The organism is Zunongwangia profunda SM-A87 (assembly GCF_000023465.1).
Taxonomy (GTDB): Bacteria; Bacteroidota; Bacteroidia; order Flavobacteriales; family Flavobacteriaceae; genus Zunongwangia; species Zunongwangia profunda.
Map to the genome: position 1 here is coordinate 2,783,213 of NC_014041.1, position 14,844 is coordinate 2,798,056.

General features: G+C 37.2%; 12 protein-coding genes. 6 read left to right on the forward strand and 6 right to left on the reverse strand.

Going from position 1 to position 14,844, the window contains the following annotated elements:
• The first annotated feature begins 13 nt into the window (after window positions 1–13).
• The 3 genes from ZPR_RS12250 (at window position 14) to ZPR_RS12260 (ending at window position 2,353) form a co-directional block, all read left to right on the forward strand.
• On the forward strand, window positions 14–505 hold the full coding sequence (locus tag ZPR_RS12250) for a gluconokinase (protein ID WP_013072002.1): 492 nt from the start codon (window positions 14–16) through the stop codon (window positions 503–505).
• The gene (locus ZPR_RS12255; protein ID WP_013072003.1) at window positions 506–1,849 is read left to right on the forward strand and encodes a GntP family permease; all 1,344 of its coding nucleotides are present in this window, start codon (window positions 506–508) and stop codon (window positions 1,847–1,849) included.
• A 66-nt stretch (window positions 1,850–1,915) separates the two neighbouring features.
• Complete coding sequence (locus ZPR_RS12260; RefSeq protein ID WP_013072004.1) at window positions 1,916–2,353, forward strand: DoxX family protein; 438 nt, start codon at window positions 1,916–1,918, stop codon at window positions 2,351–2,353.
• Window positions 2,354–2,520: 167 nt separating this feature from the next.
• Here ZPR_RS12260 and ZPR_RS12265 read toward each other — a convergent pair whose 3' ends face one another.
• The 4 genes from ZPR_RS12265 to gcvT form a co-directional block, all read right to left on the reverse strand.
• A complete protein-coding gene (locus ZPR_RS12265; protein ID WP_013072005.1) occupies window positions 2,521–3,246 on the reverse strand; it encodes a YebC/PmpR family DNA-binding transcriptional regulator in 726 nt (241 codons plus the stop codon).
• Between the two features lie 102 nt (window positions 3,247–3,348).
• Window positions 3,349–3,636: a 4a-hydroxytetrahydrobiopterin dehydratase gene (locus ZPR_RS12270; RefSeq protein WP_013072006.1), complete on the reverse strand. Its 288-nt coding sequence runs from the start codon at window positions 3,634–3,636 to the stop codon at window positions 3,349–3,351.
• Between the two features lie 85 nt (window positions 3,637–3,721).
• Window positions 3,722–4,537, reverse strand: coding sequence for a sugar nucleotide-binding protein (locus ZPR_RS12275; protein WP_013072007.1), 816 nt, complete (start codon window positions 4,535–4,537; stop codon window positions 3,722–3,724).
• 5 nt (window positions 4,538–4,542) lie between these two features.
• On the reverse strand, window positions 4,543–5,625 hold the full coding sequence (gene gcvT / locus ZPR_RS12280) for a glycine cleavage system aminomethyltransferase GcvT (protein ID WP_013072008.1): 1,083 nt from the start codon (window positions 5,623–5,625) through the stop codon (window positions 4,543–4,545).
• A 143-nt stretch (window positions 5,626–5,768) separates the two neighbouring features.
• Here gcvT and ZPR_RS12285 point away from each other — a divergent pair, with 143 nt between their 5' ends.
• Together ZPR_RS12285 and hutH are read left to right on the forward strand one after the other, a co-directional pair.
• A complete protein-coding gene (locus ZPR_RS12285; protein WP_013072009.1) occupies window positions 5,769–7,280 on the forward strand; it encodes an NAD(P)H-hydrate dehydratase in 1,512 nt (503 codons plus the stop codon).
• A gap of 208 nt (window positions 7,281–7,488) precedes the next feature.
• Window positions 7,489–8,997 carry a histidine ammonia-lyase gene (gene hutH, locus ZPR_RS12290; protein WP_013072010.1) on the forward strand — a complete coding sequence of 503 codons (1,509 nt, stop codon included), beginning with the start codon at window positions 7,489–7,491 and terminating at the stop codon, window positions 8,995–8,997.
• Here hutH and ZPR_RS12295 read toward each other — a convergent pair.
• Both ZPR_RS12295 and ZPR_RS12300 read right to left on the reverse strand, forming a co-directional pair.
• Window positions 8,972–9,229 carry a hypothetical protein gene (locus ZPR_RS12295; RefSeq protein WP_041578890.1) on the reverse strand — a complete coding sequence of 86 codons (258 nt, stop codon included), beginning with the start codon at window positions 9,227–9,229 and terminating at the stop codon, window positions 8,972–8,974. The genes hutH and ZPR_RS12295 overlap by 26 nt on opposite strands.
• 218 nt (window positions 9,230–9,447) lie before the next feature.
• Window positions 9,448–12,036, reverse strand: coding sequence for an ATP-dependent Clp protease ATP-binding subunit (locus ZPR_RS12300; protein ID WP_013072012.1), 2,589 nt, complete (start codon window positions 12,034–12,036; stop codon window positions 9,448–9,450).
• 248 nt (window positions 12,037–12,284) lie between these two features.
• On the opposite strand from ZPR_RS12300, the gene gyrA reads away from it, so the two are divergent.
• A complete protein-coding gene (gene gyrA, locus ZPR_RS12305) occupies window positions 12,285–14,825 on the forward strand; it encodes a DNA gyrase subunit A (RefSeq protein ID WP_013072013.1) in 2,541 nt (846 codons plus the stop codon).
• Window positions 14,826–14,844: the final 19 nt, after the last annotated feature.

Sequence of the window (14,844 nt, forward strand, 5' to 3'; positions counted from 1 at the left end):
ATAAATTACCTGAATGAAAGTTTACGTAGTGATGGGCGTTTCTGGAATAGGAAAAACAACTATAGGGAAAAGCCTGGCCGATAAATTAGAAATTCCATTTTACGATGCCGACGATTATCATCCTGATGCTAATGTCGAAAAAATGAGCAAAGGAATGGCGCTAAATGATGAAGACCGTAAAGGGTGGTTACAAATTTTAGCCAAAAATATTGAAGCCTGGAGTACTGAAAAAGGTGCGGTGTTAGCTTGTTCTGCGTTGAAAGAATGCTATAGGGAAACGCTAACGGAAGGTTTGAAAAAGCAGGTGGTTTTTGTGTACTTACATGCGGAATATGATTTGGTGTATAAGCGAATGAAAGCCAGAAAAGGACATTATTTTAAAGCAGAGTTGCTGAAATCTCAATTTGATATTCTGGAAGAACCAAAAGATGCGATTAAGGTAAATGCTAATCAGGGTATACCAGAAATGGTTCATGAGGTATTGGCAAAAATAAATCCCTCTTAGATGGAAATACAATTACTATTGGCGGTTGGCCTGGGAATAGCTTTATTACTATTTTTAATACTGAAACTTAAAATTCAGGCATTTTTAGCCCTGCTGATCGTATGTATTTTCGTTGGAATACTTGCCGGAATGCCTGCAGGTGATATTATGGAAACCATGAAAGAGGGCATGGGCAGCACGTTGGGATTTGTGGCAACCGTAGTGGGATTAGGAGCTTTATTTGGCGGGATTTTAGAACAATCCGGAGGAGCAAAAGCCCTGGCTTCTTTTATTCTTAAGAAAACCGGAGAAAAAAATGCTCCCTGGGCTATGATGATTACCGGTTTTATAGTTGCCATACCTGTATTTTTTGATGTCGCTTTTATCATTTTAGTACCCATTACTTATGCCTTAAGTAAGAAAACCGGAAAGTCGTTAATCCTTTATGCTATCCCGCTTTTAGCCGGACTGGCAATTACCCATTGTTTTATTCCGCCCACCCCGGGGCCCATTGCGGTAGCCGATATTTTAGGAGCCGATTTAGGATGGGTAATTTTATTTGGTTTTGCTGCCGGAATTCCTGCGGCTATTTTAAGCGGACCGCTTTTTGCAAGATTATTAACGAAAAGCCTGTATGTAGCGCCCAAAAGTTTTACCGAAGATTCAGCACCGGAAGATCAGATGCCCTCTGCTAAAATGATCACTGCCATCATTTTTGTTCCTATTTTTTTGATTGTTTTAAATACACTGATGGCCAGTCCTTTGGTAGACGCTTCTGATTTCCCAAATTGGATAAATTACATGGTCAATTTATTAGGTCATCCATTTACCGCCTTGATTATTGCTAACCTTTTAGCCTGGTATTTCTTAGGAGTAAAGCGCGGAGTCACCAAAGACAAATTATTAAAAATAGCCGCAAAGAGTTTTGAATCTGCCGGGATTATTATTTTACTTACTGGTGCGGGGGGTGCTTTTAAACAAATCCTTATCAATACCGGAGCAGGAGAAATGATTACAAATAATTTGAATGAAAGCTTTATAAATCCGCTGCTGTTTGGGTTTATAGTGGCGGCATTAATCAGGGTATTACAGGGATCTTCAACAGTAGCTATGATTACCGCTGCCGGAATTACCGCACCGCTTTTAGAAGGAGCGAATTATGCTGAAAGCCAAATTAGTTTAATAGTAATCGCAGTAGCCTCTGGCGCTTTGATCCTATCTCATGTAAATGATAGCGGATTTTGGCTGGTAGGGCAATATATTGGCCTAAACGAAAAACAAACATTTAAAAGCTGGACGGTGATGACTACCATTATCTCTCTTGTAGGTCTTGGGGTTTCCTCCCTGCTTTGGTATTTATTATAAAACTAAATATTAATTTTTAAAATTGCCTATCTTGTATAAATTCAACCACCAAATTTTATCATTTTAATGAAAAATACGTATACTACCAGTTTAAACCTACCCAAGTTAGATTTTATTCTATTGATTTTTAGAATCGGGATTTCGATCCTAATGCTGTTTCATGGCGTTCCCAAATTGATAAACTTTTTTTCTTCTGAAGAGATACAATTTGCAGATCCTTTGGGTGTTGGACAAACCATGACGCTAGCTGTTGCTGTTTTAGCTGAATTTGTTTGTTCTATAATGCTTATTTTAGGTATTGGAACCCGAATTGCAACAATTCCACTTATCGTGACTATGGCCGTAGCTGCTATTATTGTACATGCGCCAGATGGTCTGGAAAGGCAAGAATTGCCTTTTATGTATTTACTTTCTTATGTTTTATTGTTTTATACCGGGGCAGGAAAATATTCGCTGGATCATTATTTGATGTTTAAAGCGGAAAAAAAAGAAATAAAGCCATAAACTAAAAAAAGTCTTGTTACTTATTGAATAACAAGACTTTTTTAAATTCCTTATCGAATCCAATTAAAACGATCAAAGATTAAATACTCCTATAGCTTCCGGATGGGACCCTGGAAGGAAATAATTACTACTAAAGGCCTCATCGCCATTAAGTAATTTACACTAATTTATTCTTCTGAAGAAGATTCTTCCATCGTATGATATACATTTTGTACATCATCATCTTCTTCTAATTTTTCCAGTAATTTTTCTACATCGGCAGACTGTTCTGGAGTAAGCTGTTTGGTAACCTGAGGTATTCTTTCGAATCCAGAAGAAATAATTTCAATATTTTTACTTTCCAGTTCTTTTTGGATGCTTCCAAAATACTCAAAAGGAGCGTAGATGTGAATTCCGTCTTCATCTTCAAAAACTTCTTCAGCTCCATAATCAATAAATTCAAGTTCTAATTCTTCCACGTCTAAGCCTTTTGCATTAATCCTGAAGTTACAGGTATGATCGAACATAAACTCTACAGACCCCGAAGTTCCTAAGTTTCCGTCACATTTATTGAAGTAGGATCGTACATTGGCTACGGTACGGTTGTTATTATCGGTAGCGGTTTCAACTAAAACAGCGATACCGTGTGGCGCGTATCCTTCAAAAAGGACAATTTTATAATCACCCTGACTTTTATCTGAAGCTCTTTTAATCGCACGTTCGATATTGTCTTTTGGCATGTTAACACTCTTGGCGTTCTGGATCACCGCTCTAAGCTTAGAGTTAGCGTCTGGATCTGGTCCACCTTCTTTAACGGCCATTACAATGTCTTTTCCTATACGAGTAAAGGCTTTGGCCATTGCAGACCAACGCTTCATCTTACGTGCTTTTCTAAATTCAAATGCTCTTCCCATGATAATAAAAATGAAATCCGGGCAAAAATATAAAAAAAGCTCCTAAAATGATTTCAAATTAGGAGCTTTCTGGAATATTGAATTTTTATACTGATTCCGGCCTTATTTGGCTTCAACAATATCTTCTATAGCTTTGGCCATTTTAAAGTCTTTATCAGTGACTCCGCCTGCATCATGCGTGGATAAAGAAATTTCTAATTCGTTGAAAGAATTTGCCCAGTTAGGATGATGTTGCATGGCTTCGGCTTCAAAAGCGATTCGGGTCATTACCGTAAAAGCATCTTTAAAGTTTTCGAATTTAAAAGACGTGTGGATAGCTTCTTTTGCATATGTCCATCCTTCAAGACTTTCTAGTTTTTTGCTGATTTGTTCTTCGGTTAGTTTTTCCATAATTGAAACAATTTTTTCTATAATTCAATTTAGGAATACTTTACTGGAAATAATATAAACAGAAGTGCTTTAATATAAGATTAACCTATTTTTTAAGGCTGGCTTCAACAACTTCCTGTACGCTTATCTGGAGATTAGTGGGTAGTAAGTTATCTTTGGGTAAAACGGCTAAATAGCGATCGTTATTGCTATCATATACGTTTTTAAAAAGCGGATTTTCATATCCCAAAATCTCACAAATATCTTCAACAAAATCTTTTTGATGCACCAAATCTGAACTTCCTAAATGAAAAACACCTTGTAACTTTCGATTTACGATATAATGAATCTGCTGGGTTATTTTACTAATTTCAGTAACATTAATCACCACATTAGGGAATACCTCTATAGCTTCGCCCAAATCGATTAGTGTTTTAATCTCATTTAGTCTGGGAGAACCCTGGCCAAAAACCATGGGTAATCTTAAAATATTGTATTTATCATTAGGAAGTCTTAAAAGAGCGTTCTCTATTTTAATTTTAAATCGGCCGTAGATACTTTGTGATAATGTTTTATCATACTCGTAGCTTGGATAGTTGGTAAACGCATCAAAAACGTTTGCAGAACTTAAAAAGATAAGTTTGCAGGGATGCGTTAAAATATAGCTTATTACCGAATAATGCAGTGCTATTTGTGCTTCGAAACTTCCTCGCACCGCAGATATGATAATGCTCGGTTTTAAATTGTAGAGCAAAAGATCCAAGCTATCGGTCTCCATATCATATTGATGGAACTGGTGGTTTTTTTCTAATGCGCGACTGTCTGTACAGTAGGTACCGTGCGTATCAAAATAGGAGCATAGCTCTTTATAGATGGCATTGCCAATAAAGCCGCTAGCTCCTAATATTAATATACGTTCCAAATAATTTATCCTTTATAAAAGGGCAATTTCACCTGAGTGGCAGAAACAGCTTTTTTACGGATCTGAATATTGATTTTCTTTCCAAAACCTGTATATTCCGATTTTACATATCCTAAGCCAATTCCTTTCTCTAATGAAGGTGACATGGTACCCGATGTAACATTTCCTATAACTTCTCCTTCGTCATTTACGATATCATATCCTTGTCTTGGAATACCGCGCTCATCAAGTTCAAATGCAACAAGTTTACGTTTAGGGCCTTCTTCTTTTTCTTGTTTTAAAGCTTCAGCGTTGATAAAATCTTTTGTGAATTTAGTGATCCATCCTAATTTGGCTTCGATAGGCGATGTGGTATCATCAATATCATTTCCGTAAAGACAAAACCCCATTTCTAAACGTAGCGTATCTCGAGCGGCAAGACCAATTGGCTGAATACCATAGTCCTTACCGGCTTCCATCACTTTGTCCCAAATTTCTTGAGCACATTCATTTTTAAAATAAATCTCGAAGCCGCCACTACCGGTATATCCGGTTGCCGAAATAATCACCTTTTCCATACCGGCAAAAGTTCCGATTTCAAAAGTGTAGAATTTCATTGCGCTAAGATCAACATCCGTAAGTGATTGCATAGCCTCGGCAGCTTTTGGTCCCTGTATGGCTAGAAGAGACAGCTCTTCGCTAAGATCGGTTAAATTAGCATCCATCGTATTATGTTTGCTAATCCAGTTCCAGTCTTTTTCTATATTGGCCGCATTGACTACTAACAAATACTTTTCAGCATTCATCCTATAGATAATCATATCGTCTACAATACCGCCCTTTTCATTTGGCATACAGGTATATTGTGCCTGCCCATCCACTAGCTTGGAAGCATCGTTAGAAGAAATTAACTGTATGAGCGCTAAGGCGTTTTCTCCCGTTACTAAAAATTCTCCCATGTGAGAAACATCAAAAACACCAAGTTTTTCACGAACATTATGATGCTCTGCATTTACACCCTCGTAAGAAACCGGCATATTATAACCCGCAAAAGGAACCATTTTGGCTCCCAACTCTTTATGTTTATTCGCTAATGCTACTTCTTTCATTTTGATTATTTAGTTTGCGCAAATTTATAGAATTAAGCCTGAACTGCCCATAGTTTCCCTAAAATTGTGAAGGAAATGTCAAAGCTTCGCCTAAGCTTTGCGTATACCGTATATTTGAATAAAACCATAAAAACCGAGGATTTATGAAGATTTTTTCTGCAGCGCAATTAAAGAAAGCAGATGAGCTTAGCATCAAAAATCAAAATATTACTTCAACACAATTAATGGAGCGGGCGGCAAGCCATGTTTCTGCTGAGATACATAAACGCCTGCAAAATTCAGATATTGCCATTAAAATATTTTGTGGTGTGGGTAATAATGGTGGGGACGGATTGGTAATTGCCCGTCAATTGATTGAAAAAGGCTATAATGTCAAGGTTTTTGTGGTGAATTATACCGATAATCGATCTGATGATTTTTTGATTAATTATGACCGACTAAAAGAAACTACAAATGATTGGCCGGAATATATTAAATCGGCCAGTGATTTTCCAGAAATCGATCAAAATGAATTTGTGATCGATGCCATTTTTGGTATTGGTTTAAACCGACCTTTAGAGGGTTGGATAGCGAAACTTGTAGATCATATCAATTATTCGAATGCTTTTATTTTATCCATCGATATGCCTTCGGGATTATTTTCAGATCGTATCCCCGGTGAAGAAGATCGTGTTATTTCTGCAAATTTCACCATTAGTTTTCAAACTCCGAAATTGGTGTTCTTTTTACCGCAAACCATGGATTTTGTAGGAGATCTTCAAATACTCGATATAGGTCTGGACCGCGAGTTTCTATCTTCGGAAAAAGGGCAGGCCGAACTGATCAGTAAACCTGAAGCGCGTTTACTTTATCAACCCAGAAAATCGAATTCCCACAAGGGAAATTATGGTCACACGCTGGTAGTGGGCGGTAGTTACGGGAAAATAGGTAGTGTACTTTTATCGTCAAAAGCAGCTTTACGAACAGGTGCTGGGCTGGTGAGCACTTTTATACCTAAATGTGGTTATACCATTTTACAAACCGCACTGCCTGAAGCCATGGTAATTGTAGATAAAAACGATGAAAAATTAACCCATATCGATCACGGTATGGATCCTTCAGTTATTTGTTTTGGAATGGGAGCAGGAAAAGATCCGGAAACGCTTGAAGCTTTTAAACAATTACTGGAGCAAACCAAAAATCCAATGCTCATTGATGCCGATGGCTTAAATATGATTTCTGAACATAAAGAATTATTAAAATTTCTACCCAAACAATCTGTTTTGACACCGCACCCAAAAGAATTACAGCGTTTAATTGGAGATTGGAAAGATGATTTTGATAAGTTGAAAAAAGTAGAGGAATTTACCCGAAATCACGATGTTATTTTGGTTTTAAAAGGATCACATACCTTTATTTTTGGTGAAGGGAATATTTATATAAATAATTCGGGTAACCCGGGTATGGCCACTGCGGGCAGCGGGGATGTATTATCCGGAATTATAAGCGGATTGATTTCGCAACAATACCAACCTTTGGCCGCTGCGATTCTTGGGGTATATTTGCATGGTTTATCTGGGGATATCGTTGCCGAAAATCGATCTTATCAAGCATTAATTTCAGGAGATATTGCGGAAAATATGGGGGCAGCTTTTCAGTCTTTATTTGCAGATTAAAGGATCGGCGAAATTCTTATTTTAAATATAGGTCTTCTATTTTGAAATTGTGGATACAAGCTCGCGTTTCTAATTGAGAAAGATCTCAAAAATCTGCAATTTTAAGGTATTGATAATAAAATTGTAATAATTTGGATACTATTTTTTGAAATTGGATTTTTGCTGTGTTGTTTTTAGAAATCGATTTCGAAAATTTTAAAACGGAGTAATGGAACCTATACATTATATCACCTCGGCAATTTTAGATTTAGATATTATCAGGGATATTATTGATAATAATATGAAACTGGCTTTAAGTGAGGAAGCTCGTTTAAATATCACAAAATCCCGGAAATATTTAGACCAAAAAATAAAAGAAAGTGATGTACCCATTTACGGTATTAATACTGGTTTTGGTGCATTATGTAATGTGAAAATTACTTCAGAAAAATTAACCATTTTACAGGAGAATCTTGTAAAATCCCATGCCTGTGGTACGGGTGAAAGAGTGAGCAAGCCTATTATACGCCTTATGCTCTTACTGAAAATACAGTCGTTGAGCTATGGAAATTCGGGAGTTGCTTTAGAAACTACTGAACGCCTAATTGATTTTTTTAATGAAGATATTTTACCGGTCGTCTATGAACAGGGATCTTTAGGCGCTTCTGGAGATTTAGCTCCATTAGCACACCTGGCATTACCGCTAATAGGCGAAGGGGAAGTATATTATAATAATGAAATAATCTCTGGAGCCTCAATATTGGAAAAAAAGAACTGGAAGCCCGTAAAATTACAATCAAAAGAAGGGTTAGCGCTTCTAAACGGTACGCAGTTTATGAGTGCTCATGCCGTACATGGCTTAATTAAAGCCTATAAATTATCATATTGTGCAGATTTTGTAAGTGCGGTTTCTATGGATGCATTTGATTGTAATTTATCTCCTTTTGATGAACTGGTACATCTGGTAAGACCACATCGCGGACAGATAAAAACGGCGGAGCGAATTAGACAGTTTTTAGAAGGAAGCGAGTTAGCGCAACAAGAAAAAGAAAATGTGCAGGATCCTTATTCGTTTAGATGTGTTCCTCAGGTTCATGGAGCCACCAAAGATACATTGGCATTTGTACACAAAACAGTAAAAACCGAGATCAATTCGGTTACCGATAATCCAAATATTTTTGTCAAAGCCGATAAAATAATTTCCGGTGGAAATTTTCATGGTCAGCCGTTAGCTTTGGCGATGGATTATTTAGCCATAGCTATGGCCGAGTTGGCTAATATTTCGGAAAGAAGGACCTATCAATTAGTATCAGGATTGCGAGGATTACCTAACTTTTTGGTAGAAAATCCAGGCTTGAATAGCGGATTTATGATTCCGCAATATACTGCCGCGAGTATTGTAAGCCAGAATAAACAATTATGTATGCCGGCATCTGTGGACTCTATTGTTTCTTCAAATGGGCAGGAAGACCATGTGAGTATGGGGGCTAATGCCGCCACAAAATTAATCAGAGTGATGGAGAACGTGGATTCGGTTTTAGCAATCGAATTGTTTAATTCGTCCCAGGCCTTACATTTTAGATCACCGGCAAAATCTTCAGAAAAAATAGAGCATGTGTTATCTGATTTTAGAAAAAAGGTGCCGATTGTTACAGAAGATGTGATGATGGCGCCATTAATTCAGCAATCAAAAATATTTTTAGAAGGATTTATTATCCGGGAAGACTACCTGAATTAATAATTTGTAGTGCTTCATTGTATTCTAAAAAATGCAGACAATATAAGCTGGTTAAAATCTTTACAAACTTAAGATTTAAGGCATCAACATAGCGATCTGAAACCAAAATAACCCAGTTTGCATGTGCTTCAATAGATTTTTTTCCAGAGATTAGTAACATTGGATCGAAGGAATATTTATCCTCAGGGTTTATTCTTTTAACAAGGATTCCGATTTTTTTTTTTTTCACCATAAGCCTCTAATTTCATCTGAAGGCATTCTTCATAATCTTTTACACCGAAATGACCTTCATGAAAAATTTCCATTTGAATATATGAGGGGGTGAAGATTAATTGAAAATCTTTAAACTTTATAAGATTCATATTTGGGGATAATTACTTTTTGGGAGCAGTAAAAATAAGTAAAGCCCCACAAAATTGTGAGGCTTTAAAAAAAATATAATGATGAAAATTATTTTTTGGATTCAGATTCTTCTTCGGTATTTTTTCCTTTTTTAACTTTTATAACCAATTCGTCTTCACCTTTCTTATAATCCATTTCAATCTTATCACCTTCAGCGATCTTAGAATTAATGATCTCTTCCGCCAGCGCATCTTCAATATATTTCTGAATAGCACGGTTTAAAGGTCTAGCTCCGTATTGTTTATCAAAACCTTTTTCAGCAATGAAATCCTTGGCTTTATCACTTAATTCTAAATGATATCCAAGACCACCAATTCGGCCATATAATTTAGAAAGTTCGATATCAATGATTTTATGAATATCTTCTCTTTCTAAAGCGTTGAACACTATTACATCGTCAATCCGATTCAGGAACTCTGGAGCGAATGCTTTTTTAAGGGCATTTTGAATGACTCCTCGAGTATTTTCATCGGCCTGTGCTCTTTGGGATTGTGTACCAAAACCAATACCCTGACCAAAGTCCTTAAGTTTTCTAGCTCCAATATTAGAAGTCATGATAATAATCGTATTCCTAAAGTCGATTTTGCGACCAAGACTATCGGTTAAATATCCGTCATCTAATACCTGTAACAGCATATTGAAAACATCTGGATGTGCTTTCTCTACCTCGTCTAAGAGAATAACAGCGTAAGGCTTTCTTCTTACTTTTTCGGTAAGCTGGCCACCTTCTTCATAGCCTACATACCCCGGAGGTGCACCAATTAATCTGGATACAGCGAATTTTTCCATATACTCGCTCATATCGATTCTTATTAATGTATCCTCATTATCAAAAAGCTGACGAGCCAGTACTTTAGCCAATTGCGTTTTACCTACACCGGTTTGACCTAAGAAAATAAAAGAACCAATTGGTTTATTGGGATCTTTTAATCCTGCACGGTTACGCTGAATGGCTTTTACCACCTTGGCTACGGCATCATCCTGGCCAATAACTTTTCCTTTTATCTTATTAGGAAGTTCTACCAGTTTATTCGATTCAGTCTGGGCTATACGATTTACCGGAACGCCAGTCATCATAGAAACAACATCAGCAACGCTATCTTCGCTTACGATTTCTTTATGTTTTTTTGATTCTTCTTCCCAACGTTCCTGAGCGATTGCTAATTCTTTTTCAAGATTTTTTTCATCATCCCTTAATTTAGCAGCTTCTTCGTATTTCTGCTTTTTAACGACCGTATTTTTTTTCTCGCGAACTTCTTCTAATTTACGCTCCAGATCAAGAATTTGCTTAGGAACATCAATATTGGTAATATGTACACGGGATCCGGCTTCATCTAACGCATCAATAGCCTTATCAGGAAGGAATCGATCGGTCATATAACGATTAGTTAACTTCACACAAGCTTCGATAGCCTCAGGAGTATATTCCACGTTATGATGATCTTCGTACTTATCTTTAATATTATTAAGGATCTCGATGGTTTCTTCAACTGAAGTCGGCTCGACAATAACCTTTTGAAAACGTCGCTCTAAAGCTCCATCTTTTTCGATATACTGGCGATATTCATCTAAAGTTGTAGCACCAATACATTGAATTTCACCCCGCGCCAATGCAGGCTTAAACATGTTACTGGCATCTAAACTTCCGGTAGCACCACCTGCACCTACAATAGTATGAATTTCATCAATAAAAAGAATAATATCATCATTCTTTTCAAGCTCGTTCATCACCGCCTTCATGCGCTCTTCAAATTGCCCACGATATTTTGTACCGGCCACTAAACTTGCCAAATCTAAGGTAACAACACGTTTATCAAATAAAATTCTTGAAACTTTGCGTTTTACGATCCTTAAAGCAAGACCTTCTGCGATTGCAGATTTACCAACTCCCGGTTCTCCTATTAATAAAGGGTTGTTTTTCTTACGCCTACTAAGAATTTGAGACACACGTTCGATTTCCTTTTCTCTGCCTACTACAGGATCAAGTTTATCGGCTTCTGCCATTGCGGTTAAATCACGACCGAAATTATCTAAAACCGGCGTTTTGGATTTCTTATTTGATTTACCTGCGGCTGCGCCACTACCAGTAGCACCTGATCCACTAAAAGGATTATCTTTAGTGGCATCATCTGTACCATCTTCATCAGAAAATGAATCTGCTGAAGGACCCTGAGTATAATCTGTATCGTCGTTTGCGATCATAAATTTAAATTGATCTTTTACCCCATCATAATCAATCTTAAGCTTGTTAAGCAATTTTGTGGTGGGATCGTTTTCATTCCTTAAAATACACAATAACAGGTGCGCCGTATTGATATTTGGACTCTGAAATAACTTAGCTTCCAAAAACGTGGTCTTAAGGGCACGTTCCGCCTGTCTTGTTAAATGCAGGTTCTTTTTCTCATTCGAAACCGCTGTCATATTTGGATTAGCAGGACTTAAAATCTCTACTTTTCTTCTTAAATGGCTTAAATCGATATCCAGAGCGTTTAGGATGTCTATGGCTTTCCCGTCACCGTCTCTTAATAATCCAAGCATCAAATGTTCCGTACCGATAAAGTCATGACCTAATCTTAAAGCCTCTTCTTTACTATACGCTATTACATCCTTTACCCTAGGTGAAAAATTATCATCCATGTTTTTTCCTTTCTCTACTATGTTAATTTTTATTCTGAATTAAGTCAAAAACTATACCTAAGCCCGAATATATAGCTAATTGACAAAAATACTTCCAAAAATCAAAATATAGGAGTGTTAACTTATCAACTTTGTCACAATAAAATTTTGTTAATAAAAACTGTGAAAACTCTTTCTGAAGTGCCATTATACATACATAAAATATGTAAATTAGCCGGTTAGATTTGTGAACTAAACAATTTTGTAATATGGCTGAAGGAGAAAAGCTTATTCCTATCAACATTGAAGAAGAGATGAAATCGGCCTACATTGATTATTCAATGTCGGTCATTGTGTCACGTGCGTTACCGGATGTTCGTGATGGTCTTAAGCCGGTGCATCGTAGAGTATTATATGGAATGTACGAATTAGGTGTACTTTCTAATAGATCATATAAAAAGTCAGCAAGAATTGTAGGAGAGGTATTAGGTAAGTATCACCCACACGGTGACTCATCTGTATACGACACCATGGTTAGGATGGCGCAGGAATGGAGTATGCGCTATATGCTTGTGGATGGACAGGGTAACTTTGGATCTGTTGACGGTGATAGTCCAGCTGCAATGCGTTATACCGAGGCTAGAATGCGAAAAATCAGTGAGGATATGCTTGCTGATATCGATAAAGAAACGGTAGACACTCAGTTAAACTTCGACGACTCTTTAAATGAGCCCGTCGTGATGCCAACCCGAATCCCAAACTTATTGGTTAATGGAGCCAGTGGTATTGCAGTGGGGATGGCGACAAATATGGCACCTCATAATTTATCCGAAGTAATTGATGGTACAGTAGCCTATATCGATGACCATGATATTGAGATTGATGAGTTAATGCAACACATCAAAGCACCGGATTTTCCAACAGGAGGTATTATATATGGTTACGATGGCGTTCGTGAAGCTTTTAAGACCGGAAGAGGGCGCGTTGTAATGCGTGCCAAAAGCTCTTTAGAAGAGGTAAACGGCAAAGAGTGTATTATAGTTACTGAAATTCCATATCAGGTTAATAAAGCTGATATGATAAAAAAGACGGCAGACCTTATTAACGATAAAAAGATCGAAGGGATTAGTCTTATTAGGGATGAATCAGACCGTCATGGTATGCGTATCGTTTATCAATTAAAGCGTGATGCTATCCCAAATATCGTTTTAAATACCCTGTTTAAGCATACGGCATTACAATCTTCTTTTAGTGTAAATAATATTGCACTGGTAAAAGGAAGACCTGAAATGCTGAATCTTAAAGATATTATCTATCATTTTGTTGAGCACAGGCATGAAGTAGTTGTTCGTCGAACAGAATTCGAATTAAAGAAAGCTGAGGACCGAGCGCACATCCTGGAAGGATTAATCATTGCATCAGATAATATTGATGAAGTAATCGCGCTTATCCGTTCTTCCAATAATGCTGAAGAAGCCCGACAAAAGTTAATTGATAGGTTTGAACTATCCGAACTACAGGCTAGAGCTATCGTAGAAATGCGATTACGACAACTTACAGGACTGGAGCAGGATAAATTAAGAGCTGAATACGACGAAATAATAGAGACCATTAAGGACCTTAAAGACATTTTGGCACGTAAAGAGCGTAGAATGCAGGTGATTAAGGACGAATTGCTCGAAGTAAAAGAAAAGTACGGTGACGGTAGACGTTCTACCATCGAATATGCAGGAGGCGATCTTAGTATCGAAGATATGATTCCTGATGAGAGAGTAATTATCACTATTTCTCATGCGGGATACATTAAAAGAACCTCACTAAACGAATACAAAAGACAAAATAGAGGGGGAGTAGGACAAAAAGGATCAAATACCCGAAATGAAGATTTCCTTGAATATTTATTCTCTGGTACCAATCACCAGTATATGCTATTCTTCACTCAAAAAGGAAAATGTTTCTGGATGAGGGTTTACGAAATTCCTGAAGGTAGCAAATCATCTAAAGGAAGAGCGATCCAAAACCTTATTAATATAGAGCAAGACGACCGGGTTAAAGCCTTTATATGCACACAAGACCTCAAAGATGAGGAATATGTCAACAATCACTTTGTGATCATGGCCACTAAGAAAGGTCAGGTTAAAAAAACTTCGTTAGAACAATATTCCCGTCCAAGAACTAATGGTATTAATGCAATTACCATTAAAGAAGACGACGAATTACTGGAAGCGAAACTTACTACCGGTGACAGTCAGGTAATGTTAGCCGTAAAAAGTGGTAAAGCTATTCGTTTTGAAGAAGGTAAGACAAGACCTATGGGTAGAAATGCTTCAGGGGTTCGTGGTATTACTTTAGCAGATGATAATGACGAAGTAGTAGGAATGATTTCTGTAGACGATATGGAGTCTAATATTCTGGTAGTTTCTGAAAACGGTTACGGAAAACGCTCTAGTTTAGAGGATTACCGTATTACTAACCGGGGTGGTAAAGGAGTAAAAACGATTTCTATTACCGAGAAAACAGGGAACCTTGTAGCGATTAAAAATGTGACAGATGATGATGATTTAATGATTATCAATAAATCCGGTATTGCTATACGGCTAGAAGTAAGTGACCTGCGGGTAATGGGAAGAGCCACACAGGGGGTACGATTAATTAATTTGAAGGGAAAAGATTCTATCGCCGCGGTGGCCAAAGTGTTGCATGAGGAAGACGAGATAGAAGTAGAGGATATTGAAGATGTAGAAAACCCTGATAATGCAGGAGAAGCCTTAGATGGCACAGATATTGTTCAAGATGACTCAGAAGAATAAACTAAATTAATAAACCAAA

What these genes read in the sequence shown, in the direction of transcription:
- ZPR_RS12300 (WP_013072012.1), bottom strand. Translation starts at nt 12,036, where the DNA reads ATGGATGATAATTTTTCACCTAGGGTAAAGGATGTAATAGCGTATAGT.
- ZPR_RS12265 (WP_013072005.1), bottom strand. Translation starts at nt 3,246, where the DNA reads ATGGGAAGAGCATTTGAATTTAGAAAAGCACGTAAGATGAAGCGTTGG.
- ZPR_RS12295 (WP_041578890.1), bottom strand. Translation starts at nt 9,229, where the DNA reads ATGGTGAAAAAAAAAAAAATCGGAATCCTTGTTAAAAGAATAAACCCT.
- gyrA (WP_013072013.1), top strand. Translation starts at nt 12,285, where the DNA reads ATGGCTGAAGGAGAAAAGCTTATTCCTATCAACATTGAAGAAGAGATG.
- ZPR_RS12270 (WP_013072006.1), bottom strand. Translation starts at nt 3,636, where the DNA reads ATGGAAAAACTAACCGAAGAACAAATCAGCAAAAAACTAGAAAGTCTT.
- ZPR_RS12285 (WP_013072009.1), top strand. Translation starts at nt 5,769, where the DNA reads ATGAAGATTTTTTCTGCAGCGCAATTAAAGAAAGCAGATGAGCTTAGC.
- ZPR_RS12255 (WP_013072003.1), top strand. Translation starts at nt 506, where the DNA reads ATGGAAATACAATTACTATTGGCGGTTGGCCTGGGAATAGCTTTATTA.
- ZPR_RS12260 (WP_013072004.1), top strand. Translation starts at nt 1,916, where the DNA reads ATGAAAAATACGTATACTACCAGTTTAAACCTACCCAAGTTAGATTTT.
- gcvT (WP_013072008.1), bottom strand. Translation starts at nt 5,625, where the DNA reads ATGAAAGAAGTAGCATTAGCGAATAAACATAAAGAGTTGGGAGCCAAA.
- ZPR_RS12250 (WP_013072002.1), top strand. Translation starts at nt 14, where the DNA reads ATGAAAGTTTACGTAGTGATGGGCGTTTCTGGAATAGGAAAAACAACT.
- hutH (WP_013072010.1), top strand. Translation starts at nt 7,489, where the DNA reads ATGGAACCTATACATTATATCACCTCGGCAATTTTAGATTTAGATATT.